The 22,867-nt window shown below is 69.5% G+C and carries 19 protein-coding genes; 14 read left to right on the top strand and 5 right to left on the bottom strand.

Annotation, left to right across the window (positions count from 1 at the left end):
- Positions 1-46 precede the first annotated feature (46 nt).
- The 4 genes from NXI30_21710 to NXI30_21695 all read left to right on the top strand — a co-directional run bounded on the left by NXI30_21710 (position 47) and on the right by NXI30_21695 (position 4,298).
- On the top strand, positions 47-1,372 hold the full coding sequence (locus tag NXI30_21710) for a spore maturation protein (protein ID MCR9096846.1): 1,326 nt from the start codon (positions 47-49) through the stop codon (positions 1,370-1,372).
- Positions 1,373-1,411: 39 nt separating this feature from the next.
- Positions 1,412-2,515 (top strand): phosphotransferase, encoded by a 1,104-nt coding sequence (locus NXI30_21705; protein ID MCR9096845.1) that lies wholly within the window; start codon positions 1,412-1,414, stop codon positions 2,513-2,515.
- Between the two features lie 65 nt (positions 2,516-2,580).
- Positions 2,581-3,564: a nucleotidyltransferase family protein gene (locus NXI30_21700; GenBank protein ID MCR9096844.1), complete on the top strand. Its 984-nt coding sequence runs from the start codon at positions 2,581-2,583 to the stop codon at positions 3,562-3,564.
- Positions 3,561-4,298: an MBL fold metallo-hydrolase gene (locus NXI30_21695; protein MCR9096843.1), complete on the top strand. Its 738-nt coding sequence runs from the start codon at positions 3,561-3,563 to the stop codon at positions 4,296-4,298. The genes NXI30_21700 and NXI30_21695 overlap by 4 nt, the downstream gene beginning before the upstream one ends.
- A 9-nt stretch (positions 4,299-4,307) precedes the next feature.
- Here NXI30_21695 and NXI30_21690 read toward each other — a convergent pair whose 3' ends face one another.
- On the bottom strand, positions 4,308-5,459 hold the full coding sequence (locus NXI30_21690; GenBank protein MCR9096842.1) for an anhydro-N-acetylmuramic acid kinase: 1,152 nt from the start codon (positions 5,457-5,459) through the stop codon (positions 4,308-4,310).
- Positions 5,460-5,762: 303 nt separating this feature from the next.
- On the opposite strand from NXI30_21690, the gene NXI30_21685 reads away from it, so the two are divergent.
- Genes NXI30_21685 through NXI30_21670 form a run of 4 tightly spaced genes read left to right on the top strand, consistent with a single transcriptional unit; the run spans position 5,763 to position 9,394 of the window.
- Positions 5,763-6,047 (top strand): hypothetical protein, encoded by a 285-nt coding sequence (locus tag NXI30_21685; protein ID MCR9096841.1) that lies wholly within the window; start codon positions 5,763-5,765, stop codon positions 6,045-6,047.
- Between the two features lie 24 nt (positions 6,048-6,071).
- Positions 6,072-7,364, top strand: a complete 1,293-nt coding sequence (locus NXI30_21680; GenBank protein ID MCR9096840.1) for a glycosyltransferase family 4 protein — start codon at positions 6,072-6,074, stop codon at positions 7,362-7,364.
- The gene (locus NXI30_21675) at positions 7,333-8,094 is read left to right on the top strand and encodes a class I SAM-dependent methyltransferase (GenBank protein ID MCR9096839.1); all 762 of its coding nucleotides are present in this window, start codon (positions 7,333-7,335) and stop codon (positions 8,092-8,094) included. Before NXI30_21680 ends, NXI30_21675 begins: the two co-directional genes overlap by 32 nt.
- Before the next feature lie 10 nt (positions 8,095-8,104).
- Positions 8,105-9,394, top strand: a complete 1,290-nt coding sequence (locus NXI30_21670; GenBank protein ID MCR9096838.1) for a glycosyltransferase family 4 protein — start codon at positions 8,105-8,107, stop codon at positions 9,392-9,394.
- On the opposite strand, the gene NXI30_21665 is transcribed toward NXI30_21670, so the two are convergent.
- Entirely contained in the window at positions 9,391-10,191 is an 801-nt protein-coding gene (locus NXI30_21665; GenBank protein MCR9096837.1) for a methyltransferase domain-containing protein, read from the bottom strand. The genes NXI30_21670 and NXI30_21665 overlap by 4 nt on opposite strands.
- A gap of 78 nt (positions 10,192-10,269) precedes the next feature.
- Here NXI30_21665 and NXI30_21660 point away from each other — a divergent pair, with 78 nt between their 5' ends.
- Positions 10,270-11,568 (top strand): hypothetical protein, encoded by a 1,299-nt coding sequence (locus tag NXI30_21660; GenBank protein ID MCR9096836.1) that lies wholly within the window; start codon positions 10,270-10,272, stop codon positions 11,566-11,568.
- A gap of 6 nt (positions 11,569-11,574) precedes the next feature.
- Here the strand turns inward: NXI30_21660 and NXI30_21655 are convergent, their stop codons facing one another.
- Together NXI30_21655 and NXI30_21650 are read right to left on the bottom strand one after the other, a co-directional pair.
- Positions 11,575-11,952: a response regulator gene (locus tag NXI30_21655; protein ID MCR9096835.1), complete on the bottom strand. Its 378-nt coding sequence runs from the start codon at positions 11,950-11,952 to the stop codon at positions 11,575-11,577.
- Positions 11,949-14,009 carry an ATP-binding protein gene (locus NXI30_21650; GenBank protein MCR9096834.1) on the bottom strand — a complete coding sequence of 687 codons (2,061 nt, stop codon included), beginning with the start codon at positions 14,007-14,009 and terminating at the stop codon, positions 11,949-11,951. Before NXI30_21650 ends, NXI30_21655 begins: the two co-directional genes overlap by 4 nt.
- Before the next feature lie 202 nt (positions 14,010-14,211).
- On the opposite strand from NXI30_21650, the gene NXI30_21645 reads away from it, so the two are divergent.
- Positions 14,212-15,660: a sigma-54 dependent transcriptional regulator gene (locus tag NXI30_21645; GenBank protein ID MCR9096833.1), complete on the top strand. Its 1,449-nt coding sequence runs from the start codon at positions 14,212-14,214 to the stop codon at positions 15,658-15,660.
- Between the two features lie 624 nt (positions 15,661-16,284).
- Positions 16,285-17,079, top strand: coding sequence for a FliA/WhiG family RNA polymerase sigma factor (locus NXI30_21640; GenBank protein MCR9096832.1), 795 nt, complete (start codon positions 16,285-16,287; stop codon positions 17,077-17,079).
- Between the two features lie 401 nt (positions 17,080-17,480).
- Here NXI30_21640 and NXI30_21635 read toward each other — a convergent pair whose 3' ends face one another.
- Complete coding sequence (locus NXI30_21635) at positions 17,481-18,212, bottom strand: Stp1/IreP family PP2C-type Ser/Thr phosphatase (GenBank protein ID MCR9096831.1); 732 nt, start codon at positions 18,210-18,212, stop codon at positions 17,481-17,483.
- Positions 18,213-18,464: 252 nt separating this feature from the next.
- On the opposite strand from NXI30_21635, the gene NXI30_21630 reads away from it, so the two are divergent.
- The 3 genes from NXI30_21630 to NXI30_21620 all read left to right on the top strand — a co-directional run bounded on the left by NXI30_21630 (position 18,465) and on the right by NXI30_21620 (position 22,822).
- Positions 18,465-20,693 carry a response regulator gene (locus NXI30_21630; protein ID MCR9096830.1) on the top strand — a complete coding sequence of 743 codons (2,229 nt, stop codon included), beginning with the start codon at positions 18,465-18,467 and terminating at the stop codon, positions 20,691-20,693.
- Positions 20,694-20,906: 213 nt separating this feature from the next.
- Complete coding sequence (gene nadC / locus NXI30_21625; protein ID MCR9096829.1) at positions 20,907-21,803, top strand: carboxylating nicotinate-nucleotide diphosphorylase; 897 nt, start codon at positions 20,907-20,909, stop codon at positions 21,801-21,803.
- The gene (locus NXI30_21620) at positions 21,800-22,822 is read left to right on the top strand and encodes a biotin--[acetyl-CoA-carboxylase] ligase (protein MCR9096828.1); all 1,023 of its coding nucleotides are present in this window, start codon (positions 21,800-21,802) and stop codon (positions 22,820-22,822) included. Before nadC ends, NXI30_21620 begins: the two co-directional genes overlap by 4 nt.
- Positions 22,823-22,867 lie beyond the last annotated feature (45 nt).

Here is a 22,867-nt window from a genome sequence, read left to right as displayed (position 1 = left end):
GGGTGTCTCGCCTTCGAGCTTCGAAGAGACGAGACCGGGGGGACCGATGCTCAACGCCATCTGGCTGGTGATCGCGCTCACCGCGCTGCTCGTCGCGGCCTGGAACGGACCCGAGCAGCTCTCGCTCGTGATGGGCTCGCTCTTCTCGAGCGCGAAGAGTGCCGTGCAGCTCGTGATCGGCCTGATCGGCGTCATGGTCTTCTTCCTGGGACTCATGCGCGTCGTCTTCGACGCCGGTCTTCGGGACGTGGTCGCACGCACGCTGACCCCGATCACGCGCCGTCTGTTCCCCGAGGTGCCCCCGGACCATCCGGCGATGGGCGCGATGATCATGAACATGGCGTCGAACATGCTCGGCATGGCGAATGCCGCGACGCCCTTCGGCCTGAAGGCGATGAGCGAGCTGTCGAAGCTGAACCGGGGCTCGGGCTCGGCTTCGAACGCGATGGTCCTCTTCCTGGCGATCAACGCCTCGGCGGTCACGATCCTCCCGCCCCTCGGCACGATCGGCGTGCGCGCGGCCGCGAACTCGAGCGACCCCTGGGCGATCTGGATGCCCACCCTCTTCGCGACGATCTGCTCGACGACGACCGCGGTCACGACCTACTACCTCCTCTCCCGCTTCCCGATCTTCCGCCATCACCCGGAGCTCCCCGGGGATCCGAACGCGCCGAGCGTGGGCGACATCGAGACCGACGGCGCCCCGACTGCCCTACCGGCGGAGCCGGAGTCCGCGGGCCGCGCGACGGCACGCCGGGTCGCCGTCTACGCGATCGGGGCCGTGACGGTCTTCGCCATCGGTTCGAGCGCGGTCGCTTCATTCGCGAGCGGAGGCCTCGTCGCGGCACTTCGCGACACCCTGCGCGACTGGGCCCTGCCGGCGCTGCTCATCGCCGCGCTCACCTACGGCTTCTCGAAGCGCGTTCGGATCTACGACGCGATGGTCGCGGGCGGACGCGACGCCCTCTCGGTGGCGACGACGATCGTGCCCTACCTCGTCGTCATCCTCGTGGCCCTCGGCATGTTCCGCGCCTCCGGCGCCCTCGACGTCGTCGTCGGCTGGATCGATCCCGCGACCCGCCTGCTCGGCGTCCCCGCCGAGGTGCTGCCGATGGCCCTGATGCGCCCGCTCTCGGGGAGCGGGGCCCTCGGCGTGATGAGCGAGATCCTCGAGACCCACGGGCCGGATTCGTTCATCGGCCTGCTGACCTCCACGCTCATGGGCTCGACCGAGACGACCTTCTACGTGCTCGCCGTCTATCTCGGCGCCGCGGGGGTCGTCGACGGGCGCCACGCCCTCTTCTGCTGCCTGGCCGGCGACACCGCCGGGTTCTTCGGGGCGGTGGCCGCCTGCCACTTCTTCTTCGGCTAGTCACGAGACGATGACGGTCCAGCGCGCGGCTCCCACCCGATGACCCCCGACGACGCGGTCGTCGCACGCGACCACGAGCGCCTCGCCCGACTCGTGGGGCGCCACCTCGGACGCCCGGTCGTGCGGGCGGAGGCGATGCCGGCGGGACTCGGCACCCGCCGCTTCCACCGACTCTTCTTCGACGATGGCGCGGGCCCGCCGACCCTCGTCGCGCGCATCGAGGACGACGGAGCGGTGCCGCCGAAGACCAGCGACTGGCCGAACGCCCCGGCCTGGCTCGACGAGCCGGCGCTCGAGCCGCTCCGCGGCTTCCTCGCCGACGCCGGCCTCCCCGTCCCCGACAGCGTCCTCCAACTCTCCGACGAGGGTGTCGACCTGCTCGAGGACGTGGGCGGGACGAACCTGCTCCAGGTCTCCGGGGAAGAGCGACGCCGTCGTACCCTCGAAGCCTGCGGCTGGCTTCCCCGACTGCAGGCCCTCCACGCGTCGGCCGACACGATCCCGGCGTTCGGGCGCCGCTACGACCGCCGCCTCGTGTCGACCAAGGCCTGGAAATGGCTCCATTGGACGGTGCCGATGCTCCTGGGTCGCGAGAGCACCGACGAAGAGACGGCCGAGACGCACGCGCTCTTCGAAGCGATCGCGGACCTCGCGGAGGCCGCTCCTCGGCGCCTCGCCCACCGCGACTACAAGGCGGAGAACCTCCACCTCGTCCCCGACGAGGACCGGGGGCCGCGGCTCGTCATGATCGACGTCCAGGGCGCCTTCCTGGCCCCGCCGGAGTACGACCTCGCCTGCCTGCTCTACGACCTCCAGGTCGACCACGAAGAGGCCTTCGTCGACGAAGCGCTGGACCGGACGCGGCCCGCGCTCCCCGACGCCCCGGACGCATCGACGTTTCGCGCCCGCTTCGATGCCCTGGCGCTCGCGCGTCTCTGCAAGGACGTCTCGCACGTGGTCCACGCCGGGGTCGCCCGGGGCGATCGACGCCGCTGGCATGAGATTCCCCGCGGCCTGCACCTGATCGATCGGATAGCGGGGCGGCGAGCACACACCCTTCCGGGGCTGCGGGCACTCACTTCGGTGACGGCTGCCCTTACGGCGGCCCTCGAATCGGCCGATAGTGGGAACCGGGAAGCGTAGGACGGGCCGATGACCCGTGGGACCAGGAGGGGGAACGAGTGCCGGACGGGGCGGAAATGCGCGCGATGATTCTCGCGGCGGGTCTCGGCACGCGCATGGCGCCACTCACCGACCACCGCGCGAAGCCGGCGCTCCCCGTTCGCGGACGCCCGGTCGTGAGCCTGCTCCTCGAGCTGCTCGCGGCGTCCGGGATCCGCGAGGTGTTGATCAATCTCCATCATCGGCCCGATTCGATCCGCCGCGCCGTCGATCAGGATCACCCGGCCGGCCTCGTCCTCGCCTGGTCCGTCGAGGACGAGCCCCTCGGCACCGGCGGCGGGATCCGCCGCGCCGCCGACTTCCTACGCGGGAGCGAAGACTGCCTCGTCCTGGCGGGAGACATGCTGCTCGACCTCGACCTCCCGTCCCTGCGCGCCCGCCACCGGGCGTCGCCCTGGGACGTGACCGTCGTGCTGCGAGACGACCCGCGAATCGGGACCTTCGGCTCGATCGGCGTGGACGCCGACGGACGGGTTGTCCGGATCGGCGAGACCCGCATCGACGCGAAGGACGCCGGGCGCGAAGTCGCCGCCGGACTCTTCACGAGCGTGCGCTTCTTTCGCACCGAGTCGATCGACGGCTGGCCCGACGCGGGCGGTCCGGCCTTCGAGGATCTCCGAGACTGGCTGATTCCGCGAGTGGAGGCGGGGTCGGTGACGCTCGGGGCGTTGATCGTTCCGGCCGCGGACTGCGTCTGGGAGCCGGTCGGGACCCCCGCGGAGTACCTCGCCGCGAATCTGGCGCCGCCGGATCTGCCGCGGCTGGGCGGCGGGGCGTCGGCCTGGTCCGGCGCGCTCTCGAACGAATCCGAGCGGTCGGGAAACGTGATCGCCCGATCGGCGCGCGTCGCGGCCGACGCGGACCTCGAACGATGCGTCGTCTGGGACGAAGAGAGCGTTCCCGCGGGCTTCCGAGGGCGGGACGGTGTATATGCGGGGGGCACGTTCCATCCCTGCGAAGGATCCGAGCCGGGAGCGACGGTCGGAACGGCGATCGGGAGCGCCCAGTGAGCGAAGTCGTTTTCATCGGAACCAGTGACGCGTTCGGCGCCGGCGGTCGGCGACAGTCGGCGATCTTCGCCCGCGGCGAACGAGGCGGCATGCTCTTCGACTGCGGAGGCACGACCAACACCGGCCTGTCCGCGCTCGCTCTCTCGCGCGACGAGATCGACGTGATCCTCGTGTCCCATTTCCACGGCGACCATTTCGGCGGGATCCCCGCCTTCCTCTACGCCGCGCTCTACACCGACCACCGCAAGCACCCACTCGAAATCGTCGGCCCGCCCGAGATCCAGGAGCGCGTCTACGCCCTCGCCGACGCCATGGGCCACCACCTGGGCGATCGCGAGTGGACCTTCCCCGTCCACTACCGTGAGATCCATGCCGGAGAACGCCTCGCCTGCGGGCCTGCCGAGGTCGAAGCCTTCGCGACGCAGCACCAGCCCGAAGCGAACCCCCAGGGCTACCGCGTCCAGCTCGGCCGCGAGCGCATCACCTACTCCGGCGATACCGGCTGGTTCGACGGGCTCCCGCGCCACATCGCGGACTCCGATCTCTTCATCTGCGAGTGCACGCTCTGCCACGCCGAGCTCGACTTCCACCTGAGCCTGGACGAAATCCGGGAGCACCGCGACGACCTCGACTGCGGCCGACTCATCCTGACGCATCTCGGCGAAGAGATGGCGCGGGAGCGCGGCAAGCTCGAGATCGAGACGGCGGACGACGGGATGGCCGTCAAGCTCTAGGGCGTTCGCCTAACGCAGCCACTCGCGTCCGTGGATCACACCGAGCACCCGCGCCCGGTCGACACCGGTCACCCGCGCCAGCTGGTTCGGAATCCCGAGCAGCGCGTTGCGGCCCATCAATGAGAACGCCATCGCCTCCGCGGCATCCGACGGAACGCCCATCGCGTCCATCGACTCGACGGCCACCCCCGGAAGCAACCGGGCGAGCTCGGCCATCACGAAGGCGTTGCGTGCGCCGCCGCCGCCGACGAGCAGCCGCCCGCCCGCGCCGTCCCCGGCGTGGTCCCGCCAGGCGTTGGCGATCGGCTCGACGCTCCCGGCGACCAGCGTCGCGAGCACGTCCTCGAGTGGGACGTCTTCGCGCCGGGCCCGCGCCCACCAGCCCGCCGCCTCCGCCGCCCCGTAGTGCTCCCGACCCGTCGACTTGGGGGGCGAGCGATGGAGATAGGGATCCGCCCGCATCTCGTCGAGCCAGTCCCGACGGACGCGACCGGCGGACGCCCGGGCACCGTCTCGGTCGAAGCGCTCCGCGCCGTCGGTCGCGAGGGCGATCACCCCATCGACCAGGGCGTTGGCGGGTCCGACGTCGTAGGCGATCACGTCGTCGGGCGCGCCGCCGGCGGGAAGCCAGGTGAGGTTCGCGATCCCCCCGAGATTCAGCACGCCGCGCGGCTCGCTCGGGTCGCTGAAGACCGCGTGATGGAAGAACGGCGCGAGCGGTGCGCCCTCCCCGCCGTTCGCCATGTCCCGGCGGCGGAAGTCGGCGACCACCGGGCGCTCGAGCCGATCGGCGATCCGATCGGGGCAGCCGATCTGGAGCGTGCCGCCGTGCTCGGGGTGGTGGGCAATCGTCTGGCCATGGGATGCGATCGCGTCGACGGACGCGAGATCGAGCCCCGCCTCCGCGAGCAGCGCCCGCGTCGCCTCCGAAAAGGCGTCGCCCAGGATCGCATCGAGCCGAAGCTGCTCGGCGAGGACCTCCCCGGCGGGTAGCTCCAGGGCGGCCAATCGGTGGATCGCCTGCTGGAGATCGGCGGGATGGGGCGTCTCCCGGTAGGCAACCAGCTCGAAGGGCGTCGCCCGTCCGTCGTCGGGCCAGTCGACCACCGCGGCATCGATCCCGTCCGCCGAGGTCCCCGACATCAATCCCACGACTCGCATGGGCGGGAGATTAGGCCGGAAGGGCGCGTACGCACCCTCTCGAACAGGAATCCCGCGCCCGCTGGGCCGCCCGCCGCGATGGGTTCAACTGGTTGACAGTGAAGGGGAATCCGGAATACTCCGGCCGCTGCGGCCCCCCGGCCCCACAATCTTTCTGCGATGCTCGAAAGCCGCGATCGCGGGCCGTGCTGGACTGCCCAGCGGTCGGTCGGTCCAGGTGGCGCGGCCGTCGACCGCTCTGCGCGTGAAGCGTGGCGGTCCGACACAATCCTCATCTCCAGACCATCCCCAGAAGAGGCCCCCATGAACCAGACCTCCCGCAACCAGGGTTGGGCGATCACGGCCGCCGCCGGCATCGCCGCGCTGCTCTTCGTGATCGGCATCCTGAACGGCAGCTACCTCGCCCTCGCGATCCCGGTCGCGATCCTCACCCTCTTCGCGCTCGGACTCGTGGCGTGGGTCGGGTACACGATCGCCACGATCCAGGTCGAGGCCGACATCGCTCTCGCCTCCGGCGAGGACGAGCCGACCGACGAGTCCGGCGCGGTGACCAAGTCGGCCGACGATGCGGCCAGCAACGCCGCATAGCCGAACGGCGCCCCCATCCACGCCATGCGCATCGCTCTCCTCACCTACCGCGGCAACATGTTCTGCGGCGGCCAGGGCATCTACGCGGCCTACCTCGCGCGCGAGTGGAAGCGCGCCGGCCACGACGTCCACGTCTTCGCCGGCCCGCCCTTCCCGGATCTCGAGGAAGGCATTCCGCTCCACGAGATCCCGAACGACAATGTCTTCGGGAACACGACGGAAGAGGCCTTCGACCCCGAGCGGCCCTTCTCGCTCCTCAAGCCGCTCTCGCTCTGGGAGCTCGGCGTGTCGCGCTTCGGCGTCTTCCCCGAGATGCAGACCTTCGGCTTCCGCCTGATGCGGCGCTGGCGGGAGATCCAGAAGCGCTATCGCTTCGACGTCGTCTTCGACAACCAGTGCCTGTCCTGGGGCCTGCTCGGGATCCAGGCGATGGGCGTCCCGGTCGTCTCGGTCATCCACCACCCGCTCCACATCGACCGCGAAGCCGACTTCACGATCGACCCCTCTCTCCGCAAGCGGGTCGAACGAACCCTCTACTTCCCGCTGACGATGCAGCAATTCGTCGCCCCGCGACTCTCGAAGATCGTCACGGTCTCGCAGGCTTCCCGCGAAGCCATCGAGAAGTACTTCAAGATCTCGCAGAAGAACGTCTCGGTCGTCTACAACGGAACCGACACGGACATCTTCCACCCGATCGACAAGCCCAAGGAGGCGGACCTGCTCTTCGTGGGCCGGACCGAGGACCGAAAGAAGGGCATCGGCACGATGTTCGAGGCGCTCTCGATGCTGCCCGAGCACGTGACGCTCAAGATCGTCGACGGTCGGATCCCGTCCCACGGCCTCGTCCCGCGACTCACGAAGCAGTACGGGCTGAAGGACCGCATCCAGATCATCGACCGGATGCTGACCGTGCCCGAGCTCGTCGAGCAGTACTCGACGGCGAAGGTCGCCCTCGTCCCGTCCTTCTTCGAGGGCTTCGGCTTCCCGGCCAGCGAGGCGATGGCGTGTGGCCTGTCCGTGATCGCGAACGCCGCCGGCGCGCTTCCGGAGGTCGTCGGGACCGACGGCCATGCCGGTCGCCTCGTGCCCCAGCGCGACGCGCCCGCGATGGCCGACGCGATGTGGCAGATCCTTCGCGACCCCGACGAGACCGAACGCATGGGCCGGGCCGCCCGTGCGCGCGTCGAGAAGCTCTTCCAGTGGGACCAGGCCGCCGCCGAGATGGTCGGCGTCTTCGAGGAGGTGATCCACGCTTCGCGAAGCGGAGCCAGACGAGGGGCGAGCCATGCTGCTGACCGTCGATCTCGAGCGGCTTGACATCCAGCCGGGGCACCGGCTGCTCGACGCGGGCTGCGGCGAAGGCCGCCACTGCTTCGGCTCGCTCTATCGCGGCGCGACGGTGGTCGGCCTCGACCTCGATCTCGACGCGATGCGCGAGGCCTCGAAGAACCTGCGGCAGCGCGGCGAGGAGCACGGCCGGATGGGCGCGATGCTCCAGGGCGACGCGTTCCACCTGCCCTTCGCCGACGCCTCCTTCGACCGGATCATCTGCAGCGAGGTCATGGAGCACGTCCACGACTACCGCGCCGCGATCCGCGAGCTCTACCGCGTGGCGAAGCCCGGCGCGAAGGTGGCGATCACGATTCCGACCGCGACCAGCGAGCACCTCTATCTGCGGCTGGGCGACGAGTATTTCGAGAGCCCGGGCGGCCACATCCGGATCTTCCGGCCCCGCGACCTCGCGGAAGGAATGGCCGCCGCCGGCTTCGACACCGTCGGGTGTGGCTTCGCCCACGGCTTCCACACCCCCTACTGGGTGCTGCGAAGCGTGATGCACCTCCCCGATGCGGACGACAGCGCCCTCGTTCGTGCCTATCGCGAGTTCCTGATCCGGGCGACGGGCTCGCCGCTGATGGCCAGGCTCGAGCGCGCGCTCAACTTCGTATGTCCGAAGAGCATCATCCTCTACGGTGACAAGCGCGCGGACGGGACGGTCGCCGCCGGGCACGAATCGACCGGGAGCGACGCGCTCTCGGCCGCGGCCTAGGGCTGCTCCGATGGCCCGGGGAGCGAGCGACCGCAAGCTCCGGATCGCGTTCGTCGCCTACCGCGGCAACATGAACTCCGGCGGCCAGGGGATCTACCTCTGGTTCCTCGCCCGCGAGATGGCGCGGATGGGACACGACGTCCACGTCCTCGTCGGCCCGCCCTATCCCGATGACATGCCGTGGGCCACCGTCGAGCGCTTCCCCAACCAGCAGTTCTGGGCGAAGTGGGTCCTCGAGCAGTTCGACCAGATCGTGCCGGAGAAGGACCCGCTCCAGATCCTGCGACCGCTCGACTTCTACGAGCTCGCCGCCAGTCGAATCGGCTTCCTTCCCGAGCCCTTCGCCTTCAGCGTGCGGGTCTTCCGCCGGATGGCCGACCTCCTCCGAGCGGGTCGGCAGTTCGACATCGTCCACGACGTCCAGTGTCTCGGCTACGGACTGCTCGGCCTCAAGGCGATGGGGCTGCCGGTCGTGACGACCGTGCACCACCCGCTGACCGTCGACCGACGGGCGTCGTTCGTGCGGGACGAGACGTTCAAGGACGCCGTCGGGACCATGAAGTTCTACCCGATCGGCATGCAGGCCTTCGTCGCGCGCCGGCTCGATACCGTCTTCACGTCCTCCGAGGTGAGCGGTCGCCAGATCGTCCAGGACTTCGGCGTGCGCCCGGAGCGTCTCCGCAACGTGCGCAACGGACTCGACGTCGAGCTCTTCTCGCCGGATCCGACGGTCGCGAAGCGTGATGCGAACCTCCTGACGGTCGGCCGCTCGACGGATCCGAACAAGGGCATCCGAACCCTGATCCGGTCCCTCGCGAAGCTCCCGGAGCACGTCACGCTCACGTTGGTCGACGACGACAGCCCGGACAATCAGGTCCGCGCGTGGGCGCAGGAGGTCGGCGTACTCGATCGACTTCGACTCACCGGCCGGGTCGAGTCCGACGAGCTCGTGCGGCTCTACCGGGAGGCTGCGGTCGTGGTCGTGCCGTCGCGGTACGAGGGATTCGGACTTCCCGCGGTGGAGGCGATGGCCTGCGGGACCCCGGTCGTCGCGACGCGCGCGGGCGCGCTGACGGAAGTCATGCAGCTGACCGAGGGTGGAGTCCTGGCCGAGCGGGACGATCCCGATTCGATTGCACGCGGGGTCCGCACCCTGCTCGAGAACACCGAGGCGCGCGCGATGATGGCCAAGCGCGGCCGCGAGCGGGTTCTCGAGTCCCTGTCCTGGCCTCGCGTGGCCGCGGCGACCGCCGACGTCTACCAGGAAGTCGTCGATCGCAACCGCGCCGGACGCCGCTAGGCCGCCCGCCGCGAGGGTCTCGGCCGGCCCACGATCACGACGACGTCCGCCAGGGTCGGAAAGTGCCGCGCGAGCGCATCCAGACCGCGCAGGAGCGCGAAGGCCAACGGGCGCGGCAGGTGACAGACGAGGGTCGCCCAACCGGGCAGTCCCCAGCCGATCGAGACACCGAGGGCCGTCTCGATGTCGACGTGTCGCGAGGCCTGCTCCTTCATCAGCGCGAGCTCGTAGCGGGTGAAGTGATCGCTCGGCGTGTCGTAGCCGCGCCGTCCGCGGAGCGGCGGCCAGCCGAGCCAGTCTTCGCGAAACGCATCGATCGCGCGCGTCACGCGGCACGCCAGCGAATCGAAATTCGCGATCGCGAGGACGACGCGTCCGTCGCGCTTCGTCACTCGCGCCATCTCGGCGATCGCCGATTCCGGGTCGTCGAAGTGGTCCAGGGCGCCCTTGCAGAACGAGGCATCGAAGGCGTCCGCCGCGAAGGGGAGCGCGTCCGCCCAGCCGCTCACCCACTCCGGACCGACCTCGTCCGGAGCGACTCTCTCGGCGCTGAAGAGCTTCGCCATCTCCGTCATGCGAGCGGACGGCTCCGCGCCGATCACCGTCGCGCCGTCCTTCGCGAGTGCGACGGAGTCCTGGCCCACGCCACTCGCGACGTCGAGCACGAGCCGCCCCGGATCCGCACAGGTCGCGTAGAGCGTGGCTTCGGTCATGCGATCGAAGAGGAATTCACTGTCGGGCGACATCCCGGTCGGGATGACGTCACTCATGTCTCGGTCGAGGTCGACGACGCGCATGGCCGGGACGGTAGCGGGTCGGCGACGCTTCGCGGCGCGACCCGGGCGGACCTGCGTCCCGGGGGTACAATGCGCGCGATGCCGCGAACCGATCCCCGGGAAGAAGCGAACGACGCCGCCTCGCGCAGCGGACTCGCGGCGACCGATCGGGTCCGCGACCCGGCCGTCGACGGCGTGCACGATCGATTCGGCGCCTTCTATGCGTTCTACGTCGGCCTCTTCGCCCTGCTCTTCGCGTACCTGATCACGGTCTGGATCGCCGAGGCGTTCCTCGAGACCGCTTTCCAGAACCGCGTCGACCGGTCCGTCGCGCTGCTCTCGCATACCCGCCCCCTCGAGGCGCAGCTCGCCGAGGGGATCCATGCCGCGGTCGACGCGTCCGCCTGGGTCTGGCTCGGCGGCCTCGACGTAACGACGCTGGTCCTCGCTCAGGACGGGGAGACCTGGCTCTACGTCGGCGGCTACGGCCGCGAGGCCCTCACTCCGACCCTTCCGGGCACCGGTTCCGCGAGCGAATGGATGGAGTTCCTCCCCGCGACGGCGCGGGTGAGCGTGACGCTGCCCCACAACGCCCTGGCCTCGAACCTCGTCCTGATCCTCTACTCGACGATCCTGATCGTCGTCGTCTACGTCGCGAACCACCGGGTCACCGGACGCGAACGCGAACGCCTGGGCCTCGCTCTCTCGGATCGGAACGCCGCCGCCGGGCGCGCCGCCGAGATCGAGGCCGAGCTTCGTGAGACCCGCGCCCGCCTGGGCCAGGTCGAGCCGCTCGAGCGGGAGCACGGCGAAGAGATCGAGGCACTCGAGCGGGAGCGCGCGTCCCTGCGCGATCGGCTGGCCTCCCTCGCCGAGCGCGAAGAGGCACTTCGCACCGAAGCGGAGAGCGCGGTCGGCCTCGCCCAGGAGGTCCGGGCCCTCGAGGATCTGCTCGAAGAGGCGACGACCGACCTCGAGGCGAAGGACGGCGAGATCGATCGACTCGAGCAGAACCTCAAGCGGGTGACGCGCGGCGCGGGACGCGGCCGCACGCGGGAAGCGGAGCGGATCGCGCGCCGTTTCCGCACCCTCTACAAGACGATCGAGATCGACGACCGCGCCCTCGACGGGATCGCCGCGCTCGGCGACGAAGCCCAGAAGTTGAGGGCCGAGGAAGCGATCAAGCGCCTCGCCGACGAAGCCGAGAACGTCGCCGTCCGTCGCAAGGTCGGCGGCCTGCCCGACCGCGTGCAGGTCTTCGAGCTCGGTTTCGCGGGCAAGGGACGCATCTACTACGGACGCGGCAAGGCGCGACGCTTCCGGATCCTGCTCGTCGGTGCGAAGAACACGCAGTCGACCGACCTGGAGACCCTGCGCGGGCTCACGCCGGAAGACTGAGGCGGGCTAGTCGCGCCCGAGCGCCGCCTGGATCCCGGTCTTGAGCTCCTCGTCGTCCCAGGGCTTCGAGAGCACCGCCGCGCAGTCCGCTGCTCGCAGCTCAGCGGGATCGATCTCCGACGTCCAGCCACTCAGCAGGATGCGCGCCGTGCCCGGTGACTCCGCACGGATCGTGGTCAACAGCTCGACGCCGGTCCGGCCGGGCATCTTGTGATCGGAGATCACGAGGTCGACCGGCGCGCCGGTGCGCACGCGGTCGAGCGCCTCCGTCCCGTTCGTGGCGGTTTCGATCGCGAGGCCTTCGCGCCGGAGCGTCCGCCGGAGCGCCGAGAGCACCCCCGGCTCGTCGTCGACGAGGAGCACGATGGGACGTCCGCCGCTCACACCTCGTCCGCCGGAGAGCGCCGCTCGGTTCCCGGCGGAGCGATCGGCAGCCAGACCTCGAAGACGGTGCCTGCCCCTTCCTCGCTCTCCACGGTGATCCGACCGCCGTGGCGCTCGATGATATTGAAGGAGGTCGAGAGTCCGAGTCCCGTGCCGGTCCCGACGGGCTTGGTCGTGAAGAAGGGCTCGAAGATCCGGGCGCGAGCGTCTTCGGGAATCCCGACGCCCGTGTCTGCGATCCGGATGCAGATCTCGGCTCCGACCTCCTCCGTCTCGATCCGGATGATGCCTTTCTGGTCGCCCTGGCCGCGATCCGCTCGCGCCTCGATCGCCTGGTGCGCGTTCACCAGCAGGTTCATGAACACCTGCTTGAGCTGCATCGGATAGGCCTCGATCTTCGGCAGCTCGCGGTAGTCCTTCTCGAGCACGACGTCGTGCTTCATCATCGTGTAGACGATGTTCGCGGTCGAATCGATCGCCTGGTTCACGTCGGCCTCGGAGCGGGCGGGCAGGTCTGGTCGCGAGAAGTCCCGAAGATCCTTCACGATGTGGCGGATGCGTTCCGCGCCCTCCCCCGACTCCATCAACGCCTTCTCGAAGTCGGAGCGAACGAACTCGAGGTCGATCTCCCGAGCGACCGTCTGCACGTCTTCCGCCGCCGCGCGGACCACCTCGAGGTCCCCTTCGACCGCCGCGCGCTGGAGCCGATCGGTCGCCTCGAAATACTTCTCGAGGTCCGTCAGGTACTCCGACATCTGATGCAGGTTCGCGTGGATGAACCCCATCGGGTTGTTGACTTCGTGAGCGACGCCGGCGGCGAGCTGACCGATCGACGCCATCTTCTCCGTCTGCCGGACATGGAGCTCGAGTTCCTTGATCTCGGACAGGTCCTGGAAGACAGCCACGACGCCGCGCGACAGCCCGGCGCCGTCGAGTCGCGGCGAGCAGGAGATCCCGACCGGAATCCACGTCCCGTCCGCGCGACGCAGCAGCGTCTCCGCGCCCCGGCTTCGGGTCCCGTCGTGGAGGCAGGCCTCGATCGGATGCGGTCCGTCGCCCGGCGGTCCGAACCAGTCCTCGATCTGGCGCCCTCCGAGGTCCCCGTCCTGCCCACCGAGGATCCGCTCGGCCGCCGGATTCGCGAAGCTGATCCGCCCGCCCAGATCGACGACGATGAGCGCGCTGTTGATGTTCTCGATGATGTCGCGGGTGTCCCGGCGCAGCACTTCGAGTCGCTCCGAGAGCCACTCGCTCTCCGTCACGTCCGAAAGGACGAGCAGCGTGCGATCGGCGTCGTCGAGGATCCGGTGCCGGATCTCGTAGGCCCTGGCCGTGCCGTCCTCGTCGGAGACGCGGACGAGGCGGAGCGGCGGCGCGTCCGCCGACTCGCCGCGAACGAGCGCATCGAACGCCTCGACGAGCTCGGCGGGGAGGCGAGCGGCCAGGAACTCGGCCGCGCCCCCATGCGAGCGGGACGGAAAACGCCGCGCGAACTCGGGATTCTCGGAGACGATCAGCCCGCCGCCGTCGACGACGACGAGACCGGCCGGCATCGCCGAGACGATCCCGGTGTTCAGGTCCTCGAGGAAACGGATGCGCTCCTCGGACAAGCGCCGCTGCCGATCCCCGCGCCAACGCTGGACCTGCTCGAGAAGCACGACCGGAAGCACGTTCTCGTAGTCCGGTCCGAAGTGGACGCAGTCGGAGGCGCCGGACCGGAAGGCCTCGAGCGCCTCGGCCTCGCCGTCCCCTTCGATCACCACGATGCCCGGCGGTCCCTCGGAAGGAATCCGATCGAGGCCTTCCGCGACGGCGGTCGCCGGTAGCCGGTCGAAGAGCACGCCATCGATCGACGGATCGCGAACCTGCTCGGCGAGCTCGTCCGCATCGAGGGCGCGCAGCAGCTCCACCGGATCGCCCAGGCGCGCGAGTGCCGCCGTCGTCTCGACGGACATGGGGGCGGGGCCGCCGAGGGGATCCTCACCGGGTGTGAGAACGATGATCCTGATCACGCCGTCGTGCGCGGGCGCACCCGTGTCGCGGACCGTCGGCGCCATCACGCTCACCGCGTCCCCCTCGTCGCTTCGACGTTCTCGAGACGGCTTCCAGATGCCATCGCTGGTGCAGGAATCTCCTTCGCGTCGGTCCGGAGACCACGCTTCCTGCGCGGGGGACGCCCAGACTAGCCGATCCCCGTCGCCGCGGCATCGCGACGGGTCGGTCCCCTGCGCTCCGACGGACGGGTGACCCGCGAAACGGTTGCGTTACACTTCGGCAGCCCCCTCCGCCAGGCGGAGAACCACCCTGCAGTCCCTGTCCCCTTCGACCGTCCTCGTCGTCGACGACGAGGAGCTGTATCGCCGTGCCCTCGAACGCATCCTGCTGCGCGTCGGCCACCAGGTGGTCACGGCCCCCGACGCCGCAGAGGCCTTGACCCTCGTCGCCAGCGAGCGGATCGACCTCGTCCTCTGCGACATCCAGATGCCGGGCATCAACGGGCTCGAGCTCGTGCGCCAGATCCATGACGTCGCTCCCGACCTGCCGTGCATCGTGATGACCGGGTACAACACGCCCGAGAATTCCCTCGAAGCCCTGCAGGCCGGCGCCTTCTGGTACCTCGAGAAGCCCTTCGAGCAGGAACGGCTCGACGTCGTGCGCAAGCTCGTCGACAAGGCGATCGAGCACGGCCGCCTCAAGAGCGAGAACCGGACACTCCACCGCCAGCTCCAGTCCCGCCACAAGTTCGACAGCATCATCGGCAAGAGCCCGAGCCTCGGCCGGACCCTCTCGGTCGTCGAGAAGGTCGCGGACACCGAGAGTACGGTCCTGATCACCGGCGAGAGCGGCACGGGCAAGGAACTCGTGGCGCGTGCGCTCCACTTCAACAGTCGTCGCGCCGAGCGACCGCTCGTCACCGTCAACTGCGGTGCGATCCCCGAAGAGCTCCTCGAGTCCGAGCTCTTCGGACACGTGAAGGGCGCGTTCACGAACGCCGTGAACCATCGCGAGGGGCGCTTCGCCCTCGCCCACGGCGGCACGATCTTCCTCGACGAGATCGGCGACATGAGCCCGAGCCTGCAGGTCAAGCTCCTGCGCGTGCTGCAGGAGCGGACCTTCGAGCCGGTCGGTTCGTCCAAGACGCAGAAGGTCGACGTCCGCGTGATCGCGGCGACCCATCGCGACCTCTCGCACATGATCGAGACCGGCGAGTTCCGGGAGGACCTCTTCTACCGCCTGAACGTCCTGCCGGTCGAGGTCCCGCCCCTGCGCGAGCGGATCGAGGACCTGCCGCTGCTCGTCCACCATTTCCTCGACCGGGCCCGGTCCGAACGAGGCACCCGGGTCGCGGGCATCACCGACGAAGCGATGCAGCAGATGATGGACTACCACTGGCCGGGCAACGTGCGCGAGCTCGAGAACGTCACCGAGCGCCTGACCGTCCTCGTCGGCGAAGGGGACATCGAGGTCGAGGACCTCCCCGCCCAGATCCGGGCGGAACCGATCTCCCAGACCCTTGCGCCGCGGGTGCCGTCGACCGGCGTCGACTTCAACGCCGTCGTCGGACGCTTCGAGACCGAGCTGATCGAGCAGGCCCTCGACCACACCCACTGGAACAAGAACCGCGCCGCCGGACTCCTCGGGCTCAACCGCACGACGCTGATCGAGAAGATCAAGAAGCGGGGCATCGTCCCGCCCGAGGGCGGCTAGCCCTCCTCCCGCCGTGGTCTCCTCGTCCCGCACCGCGCCGCTTCGCTTTCTCTAGCCCGGAACACCGGGCCCCTCCCACGCCCCCGCCCCTCCATCGGCATGGGATTCGGCCGGTTCGCCTTGCGATCCGATTGGATCCATTCGCGTGGGACGCGAGCAAAGGTGGATCGGAACGTTCCGGCGAACCTCGGGGGTCGATGCACCACCGGGCTCGTCGAACCCCGAAGGCCCTTTCACCCTGAATCAATCTGCAATGCAAGAAACGGCGAATCGTCGGGTCCTTGACGCTTCTGCCGGCGGCCGCCGAGAGCCGCCATCCGGATTGGCAGGCAGCCGATCGACGAACGTGCGCTCCGGCGGAATGCGCTTTCCACGGCAAGCGTCGAGGATCGCTCGGCTTTCCCCGTCCGCGCTTTCCAGCCGAGTGCAAGTGGCTGCGAAATCGAGGTTTTCCCCCAGAAAGCCGCATGCGTTGGCACGTCCCGTGCTTCTTGGTGCGTCCGTATCGCAGCGCTCGTGCAAGACCGAGCGCGAACGATCGCAGGCTCACCAATTCATTTTCCGCCTCGGTTTCGATTCGGGCGGTGCTGCGACTCCCCCCTCGCAGCAGAAAACGGGCGGCACATGACTGAGAAGACGGTCGAGATGGGCGAAATGGAACTTCGGATGCGCGACGCCCGGGAGCAGTTCGACGAGATCCCGCCGCCCCTCAAAGAAGAGATCGTCCTCGAGCACACCCCGCTCATCCGGTACATCGTGAACCGGATCGCCGTCCGGCTCCCGTCGCACATCGACCTCGACGATCTCCACAACACCGGCGTGATCGGCTTGATGGACGCGATCGAGAAGTACGACCACGAGAAGAACTGCAAGTTCAAGACCTACGCGGAGTTTCGGATCAAGGGCGCGATCCTCGACCAGCTCCGCTCCCTCGACTGGGTGCCGCGATCGGTTCGCCAGAAGGGACGCAAGCTCGAACGCGCCTACGGAGAGGTCGAGCAGCGACTCGGTCGCCAGGCGAGCGAAGACGAGGTGGCCGACTCCCTCGGACTCGAGATCGACAAGTTCCACACGCTGATCAACCAGGTTCGCGGCATCAGCCTCGTCAACCTGGAAGAGATCCGCGGCACGAACTCCGACGGCGAGCGCGCCGGGACCTTCGCGGACATCATCGAGGACGTGAACTCGGAGAACCCCTTCGCCTCCCTCAAGCTGATGGAGACGAAGCACGTCATCTCCGACACGATCGGCTCGCTCCCCGAGAAGGAGCGCCTCGTGGTCTCGCTCTACTACTACGAAGATCTCAACATGAAGGAGATCGGCGGGATCCTCGGCATCACCGAGTCACGCGTGTGCCAGATCCACACGAAGGCGGTCATGCGGCTTCGCTCCAAGCTCAAGGGCATGGTCGACCGCTGATTCTCGCGTCCCACCGCCGCTGGGTGCCGTGCCAACGCTGGGGGAGCACGCACACCGTGCTCAAACAGTCTCGCGCGCAGGGGGCCCGTCTCTGATCGGCGATCGAGCGCGCGCTGCGAAACTGCGCGCGGCGCACGCGCTCCCCCAACCCCGACCGACGGGGATCGCAGGCGGTCGAGTCGGCACGGCGCGTCCCCCTGATTCCCAACGAGGGAGCGTGTCCACAGCGCCCAGCGCAAGCGCCCGCAGGCTGGGGGCGGACGGGTGCCGCGCGCAGTTCCGCAGGCGCGACGAGAAACCCGTCCGAGCACGCCTTTCTTCGCGCCGAGGATGTTTGAGCACGGTGCCCGTCCGCCCCCAGACGAAGCACGGCCTCCATCGGCACCCGTGCGAGAGCGCGCTCAGTCGTCCTTTTCGTAGCGGACGAGCAGGACGGTGATGTTGTCCTGGCCCCCAGCGCGGTTGGCGGCGTCGACGAGGCCCGCGGCCGCGGCCTCGAGGTCGTCCTCGTTCGCGATGCGCTCGGCGATCTCTTCGTCGTCGATGTGCCCGGTCAGTCCGTCGCTGCAGAGTACGAAGACGTCCCCCTCCTGAGGCGTCATCTCCGCGAGGTCCGGCTCGGTGCGCGGGCGAACGCCCAGGGCGCGCGTCAGCACGTGACGGTGGGGGTGTTGGGCAGCATCCTCTTCTGAGATCTCGTGGCGCCGGAGCAGCTCGCCGACGATCGAGTGGTCGTCGGTCAGACCGCGCAGCCGGCCCTGCCGGAGGAGGTACGCGCGGCTGTCTCCCACGTGGGCGAGGGCCAGACGCTCGCCCCCGAAGAGCATGCCCACGAAGGTCGTGCCCATCCCGCCGAGCTCGGGCTTGGCCTGAGCCGCGGTGAAGATCTCCCGGTTGGCGCAGGCCACCGCGTGGCGAAGTCGCTCGGCGAGACTGACCGAAGCCCCCTGGAGCGCATCGATTGCGCGGATCGCCCCTTCTGCGGCGAGGTGACTCGCCACCTGCCCGGCCTTGTGGCCGCCCATCCCGTCCGCCACCAGATAGAGCCCGAGCTCCGGCACGATCGCGTACCGATCCTCGTTCGCCTCACGGCGCATGCCGACGTGGGTGCTCGCAGCCGAGCGAAGCAGCATCCGGTCGTTTCTCCTCGGGCCACGGGCAGCGTGGCGCTCATTCGGGTCCTATCGGAGGGGAATCGAAGGGGCTTGACTCCGAGAAGCCCCCGTCCCGTTCGCGCGGCCGGATCGGTCCGGGGCCCCCAGGTTTTCCCTCACCGACCGGCAAAAAACCATTCAATCATGCGCAACATCGCGACGATAAGCCCATCGAGCGGTACGCTCGCCGCTGGATTCGGGTCCTCAGGGCCCGATTAGGGGGGGGTCCTGATGTCCAAGAAGCTCTTGCTGGCCGACGATTCGGTCGTCATCCAGAAGCTGGTCGGTCTGTCATTCGCCAACGAGTCGATCGAGATCGTCTCGACCGACAACGGCGACGACGCCGTGACCATGGCCCGGGAAATCCAGCCCGACGTCGTGCTCGCGGACGTGGTGATGCCCGGCAAGTCCGGGTACGAGGTCTGCGAGGCGATCAAGCAGGATCCCGCCCTCGCCGGCACCCCGGTCCTCCTCCTGACAGGAACCTTCGAGGCGTTCGACGAGGCGCGCGCGACCGCCGCCGGTGCGAACGGGCAGATCACCAAGCCCTTCGAGGCCCAGGCCCTCGTCGAGCGCGTGAACGAGGTCATCACGGAAGCGGCCGCGGCCCCGTCACCGCCTCCCGTTCGGGCTGCCAAGTCCAGCCCGGTCATCGAGGCCGAGGCCAAGCCCGCGCCCCCCGCAGAAAGCGACGGCGAAGAGACGGTCGTGACCTCCCTCGGCAGCACCCCCGCCTCCAAGGACCTCTTCGGCGCCAACGACGGGAAGCTCGGCGGCGACACCTCCACCGCCGCGCCGAGCCTCGACCTGACGCCGCAGCTCGATGCCGAAGACGCCCCCGGAAGCGATTTCTTCGGGGCGCCGGGTGACGGCGCCGCCGAGGAGCTCGACCAGGCGGGCGGCACGATGGCGCTCGGCGCGTCGATGGACGAAGAGCGCGATTCCGCCGGCGAGGAGCTGGACGACGCGACCGTCGCCGTCCTGCCCGACGAGGATCTCCCGCCGATGGCGCCCCTAGCGCCGCGTTCCGCCACCTCTTCTGCTTCCTCCGATCCCTTCGAGCGCCCTGCCGTCGGAGAACGACCCGCCGACCCGCTGCCTGCAGCGCGCCCGGTGGACCTCGACGCGGCCCTCGATGCCGTCCCGACCGAGGGGGAGCCGACCATCCTCGTGGCCACCGACGAGCTCAATGCCTCGACCTCCCCGAATCTCGGGGATGCGGCGGGCGACGAACCGTCCGGCGGCTTCGAGGACCTGACCGTCCACGTCCCCTCGGCGGACATCGATCAGGATCGCGCAACGGCGCCCTCGCCGGATGTGATCTCCGACACCGCGATTCCGGCCGACACGACGGTCGTGGCCGATCTCGACGCGGCCCTCGAAGAAGAAGCCCCCTCTTCGAGGAAGGCGCCCGACTTCGGGACACCGCCCGCCCGCGACCCCTTCGACCTGCCGAAGACGCCGGAGCCGGACGCGACGGTCGTCCAGGGCCTCGACGACGAGGATCCGTTGGGACTCGCGCCCTCGAGCGTGACCGGCGGCTCCGTCGACTTCGCCTTCGACGTCTCCGAGCAGGTGGCCGCCGAGCCGCCGCCCGCGGACATCGGCGAAGATTCGTTCTCCTCGCTGATGGACATCTCGGAGTCGGCGATCCTCGGGGCGACCGAGGCGCCGATCCCCGACGACGCGATCGACTCCCCGACCGAGAAACCCGCCGCCGTCGCGCGCGAAGCCGCCGCGGAGACGATCGTCGCCGGCTACGACGTCTCGTCGAGCGACCTCGCCACGGCGCCGACGGCCGATGAAGAAGACGAAGCCCGCCCCGCGCCGATCCCGGAGCCCGAGGCCCTCGTCGAGGTCCCGGAGCTTCCGGAGGCCTATCGGCCCGCCGTCGCGACGCCGGCCGAATCCAGGTCCGCTGCGCCGATCACGGGGAACACCGACCTCTTCGATGACCTGGCCACCGGCTCGCCGCTGGACGAGCTTCCGACGGCCACGGCGGATCCGGCCGACATCACCTTCGGCGCAGGCCAGGACCTCGACGTCGACGACGATCTGCTCGCGCCCGATCTCGAGTCGGATCTCGAGGACGAGTCCGAGGCGGCGGATCCGACCGACGCCCTCGAGATCGAGGAAGAAGACGCCTCGCCCCTCGAGGCGGAACCCTTCACGCCGCCCGCGATCGACGCGGACGAGGAGCCGGCCGGAGACGACTTCGCCATCGGCGCGCCGCCGGCGACGGCGCCCGACGCGCGGATCGCCGACCTCTCGCCGATGGTCGAGCAGCGTATCCAGGAGACCCTCGAGAAGGTCGCCTGGGAAGCGTTCTCGGACCTCTCCGAGACGATCGTGAAGCAGGTCATCGGCCGGGTGGAGCAGATCGCGTGGGAGGTCATCCCCGAGATGGCCGAGACCCTGGTCCGCGAAGAGATCCGCAAAATGAAGGGCGAAGGCGACTAGGTTTTCGCCTGCGGGCGCTCGGCGAAGGGGGCTCCCGCCCGGGAGGTTTCGTGCTTCGCCTGCGGGCGCTCGGCGAAGGGGGCTCCTGCTCGGGAGGTTTCGTGCTTCGCCTGCGGGCGCTCGGCGAAGGGGGCTCGCGCTCGGCGGGAATGGCCGCTGGCCTGCGATAGACTCGCCGCGCGATCACGACAGGTCGCACGGAGAGCCCGTCCCTTGTCCATCCCCGCGCATCCCCGCCCCTCGCCGCCGTCGGTCGACGACTGGTCCGTGCTGCTCGACCTCGCGCTCGCCGAAGACGTCGGTTCCGGCGATCTCACGAGCGAGCTGACGGTCGACGCGGCCCGCGAAGGACGTGCTCGGATCGAGGCCCGACAGTCGCTCGTGGTCTGCGGCCTCGACGTTGCGCGCGAGGTCTTCCGTCGCGTCGACGGGGATCTCGAAGTCATCGTCGCCCCGGACGTCGAGGACGGGAGCCTCGCCTCGCCCGGACAGCCGCTGCTGCGGATCCATGGACGCTACGGATCGATCCTGACCGCCGAGCGGACCGCCCTCAACTTCATGGGACGCCTCTGCGGGATCGCGAGCCAGACCCGCCGACTGGTCGATCTCGTCGCCGACTGTCCCGTCGATCTCGTCGACACCCGCAAGACGACGCCCGGATGGCGGATGCTCGAGAAGTACGCCGTCGCGGTCGGCGGCGGCGTGAACCACCGGATCGGCCTCTTCGACGCGCTGCTCGTGAAGGACAACCACATCGCCGCCGCCGGCAGCCTCGACGCCGCGGTGGAACGCGCCGTCCGAAAGGCGCCCGCCGGCGTTCCGGTCCAGATCGAGGTCGAGAGCGAGGCGATGGCCGACCGGGCCATCGAGCTCGGCGCGCGTTTCCTCCTCCTCGACAACCTCGACCCGGACACCATTCGACGCATCGTCGAGAAGCACGCGAAGGACGTCGTCCTCGAAGCCTCCGGTGGCATCCACGAAGACAATCTGCGCGCCTACGCCGAGACCGGTGTCGCGCGGATCTCGATGGGCGCCCTCACCCACTCGGTCGATTCCGCGGACGTCGCCCTCGAGATCGACCTCGTCGACGAGGACGGCGGCACGAGATGACCGGTGCGGAATCGGTGCTCGCAGCGCTTCGGGAAGCGGGCGACGAGCCGCTCTCCGGCGAGACGCTCTCGACGCAGCTCGGCGTGACCCGAGCGCAGGTGTGGAAGCACGTCGGCGCGCTGCGCAAGCGAGGCTACGCGATCGAGGGCGAGCGTGGCGGCGGCTACCGGCTGACGGGCGTGCCCGACCGACTCTTCGCCGACGAAGTCCAGCGGGGCCTGGACACGCGCTGGGTCGGCCGGACCTACGAGCACCTCGACGACACGGACTCGACCAACCGGGTCTCCTTCGATCTCGGGCGCGAGGGCGCTCGGGCCGGGACCGTCGTCGTCGCGGAGGCCCAGTCCGCGGGCCGCGGTCGCCTCGGCCGCACCTTCTACTCGCCGCCGAATCAGAACCTCTACACCTCGATCCTGCTCCGGCCGACCGGCTCGATCGCCGATGCACCGACGTTGATCTTCTGCGCCGCGGTCGCCGTCGCCGAGAGCGTGGCGCATTTCCTCGGCGACGAGGACGCAGTCGAGATCAAGTGGCCGAACGATGTGCTCATCCGCCGACGCAAGACCTCCGGCATCCTGATGGAAAGCAGCGCCGAAGGGACGCGGATCGCCTTCGCGGTCCTGGGCATCGGCGTGAACCTGAACGTCGACCGCGAGACCTTCCCCGACGAGTTCCGCGAGCTGGCCACCAGCCTCTCGAGTGAGATCGGCGCGCCGGTCGACCGGGTCGCCTTCACGCGCCACCTCTTCGAGCGCCTCGAGGCCCAGCTCGAGCTCCATGCCCGCGGCGGCTTCGAAGCGATCCGGCCGCGCTTCGAGGCCTTCTTCCGCATGACCGACGAAGCGATCGGGGTGGAGGAGATCGGCGGCGGTCGCGTGGAGGGGCTCGCCCGGCGGATCGCGCCGGACGGTGCGCTCGAGGTCGAGATCACCGAGGGGCCCCGAACCGGCGAAACGATCCGGGTGATGGCGGGGGACGTCACCCTTTCGAAGCGCCGGCGCGGCTCCGGCGGCGCCTGAGACGGCTCTCTCGGCTGCCGCTGGCGAAGCCCCCCCTGGCCCGCA

It is taken from the genome of bacterium, from assembly GCA_024742285.1.
Lineage (GTDB): Bacteria > Myxococcota_A > UBA9160 > UBA9160 > UBA4427 > UBA4427.
The sequence above is the reverse complement of the archived record's forward strand: the minus strand, read 5'-3'. Positions and strand labels throughout refer to the sequence as shown.

What these genes read in the sequence shown, in the direction of transcription:
- NXI30_21705 (MCR9096845.1), top strand. Translation starts at nt 1,412, where the DNA reads ATGACCCCCGACGACGCGGTCGTCGCACGCGACCACGAGCGCCTCGCC.
- NXI30_21685 (MCR9096841.1), top strand. Translation starts at nt 5,763, where the DNA reads ATGAACCAGACCTCCCGCAACCAGGGTTGGGCGATCACGGCCGCCGCC.
- NXI30_21635 (MCR9096831.1), bottom strand. Translation starts at nt 18,212, where the DNA reads ATGCTGCTTCGCTCGGCTGCGAGCACCCACGTCGGCATGCGCCGTGAG.
- NXI30_21675 (MCR9096839.1), top strand. Translation starts at nt 7,333, where the DNA reads ATGCTGCTGACCGTCGATCTCGAGCGGCTTGACATCCAGCCGGGGCAC.
- NXI30_21640 (MCR9096832.1), top strand. Translation starts at nt 16,285, where the DNA reads ATGACTGAGAAGACGGTCGAGATGGGCGAAATGGAACTTCGGATGCGC.
- NXI30_21665 (MCR9096837.1), bottom strand. Translation starts at nt 10,191, where the DNA reads ATGCGCGTCGTCGACCTCGACCGAGACATGAGTGACGTCATCCCGACC.
- NXI30_21660 (MCR9096836.1), top strand. Translation starts at nt 10,270, where the DNA reads ATGCCGCGAACCGATCCCCGGGAAGAAGCGAACGACGCCGCCTCGCGC.
- NXI30_21630 (MCR9096830.1), top strand. Translation starts at nt 18,465, where the DNA reads ATGTCCAAGAAGCTCTTGCTGGCCGACGATTCGGTCGTCATCCAGAAG.
- NXI30_21680 (MCR9096840.1), top strand. Translation starts at nt 6,072, where the DNA reads ATGCGCATCGCTCTCCTCACCTACCGCGGCAACATGTTCTGCGGCGGC.
- NXI30_21620 (MCR9096828.1), top strand. Translation starts at nt 21,800, where the DNA reads ATGACCGGTGCGGAATCGGTGCTCGCAGCGCTTCGGGAAGCGGGCGAC.
- NXI30_21650 (MCR9096834.1), bottom strand. Translation starts at nt 14,009, where the DNA reads ATGGCGCCGACGGTCCGCGACACGGGTGCGCCCGCGCACGACGGCGTG.
- NXI30_21710 (MCR9096846.1), top strand. Translation starts at nt 47, where the DNA reads ATGCTCAACGCCATCTGGCTGGTGATCGCGCTCACCGCGCTGCTCGTC.
- NXI30_21700 (MCR9096844.1), top strand. Translation starts at nt 2,581, where the DNA reads ATGATTCTCGCGGCGGGTCTCGGCACGCGCATGGCGCCACTCACCGAC.
- NXI30_21690 (MCR9096842.1), bottom strand. Translation starts at nt 5,459, where the DNA reads ATGCGAGTCGTGGGATTGATGTCGGGGACCTCGGCGGACGGGATCGAT.
- NXI30_21670 (MCR9096838.1), top strand. Translation starts at nt 8,105, where the DNA reads ATGGCCCGGGGAGCGAGCGACCGCAAGCTCCGGATCGCGTTCGTCGCC.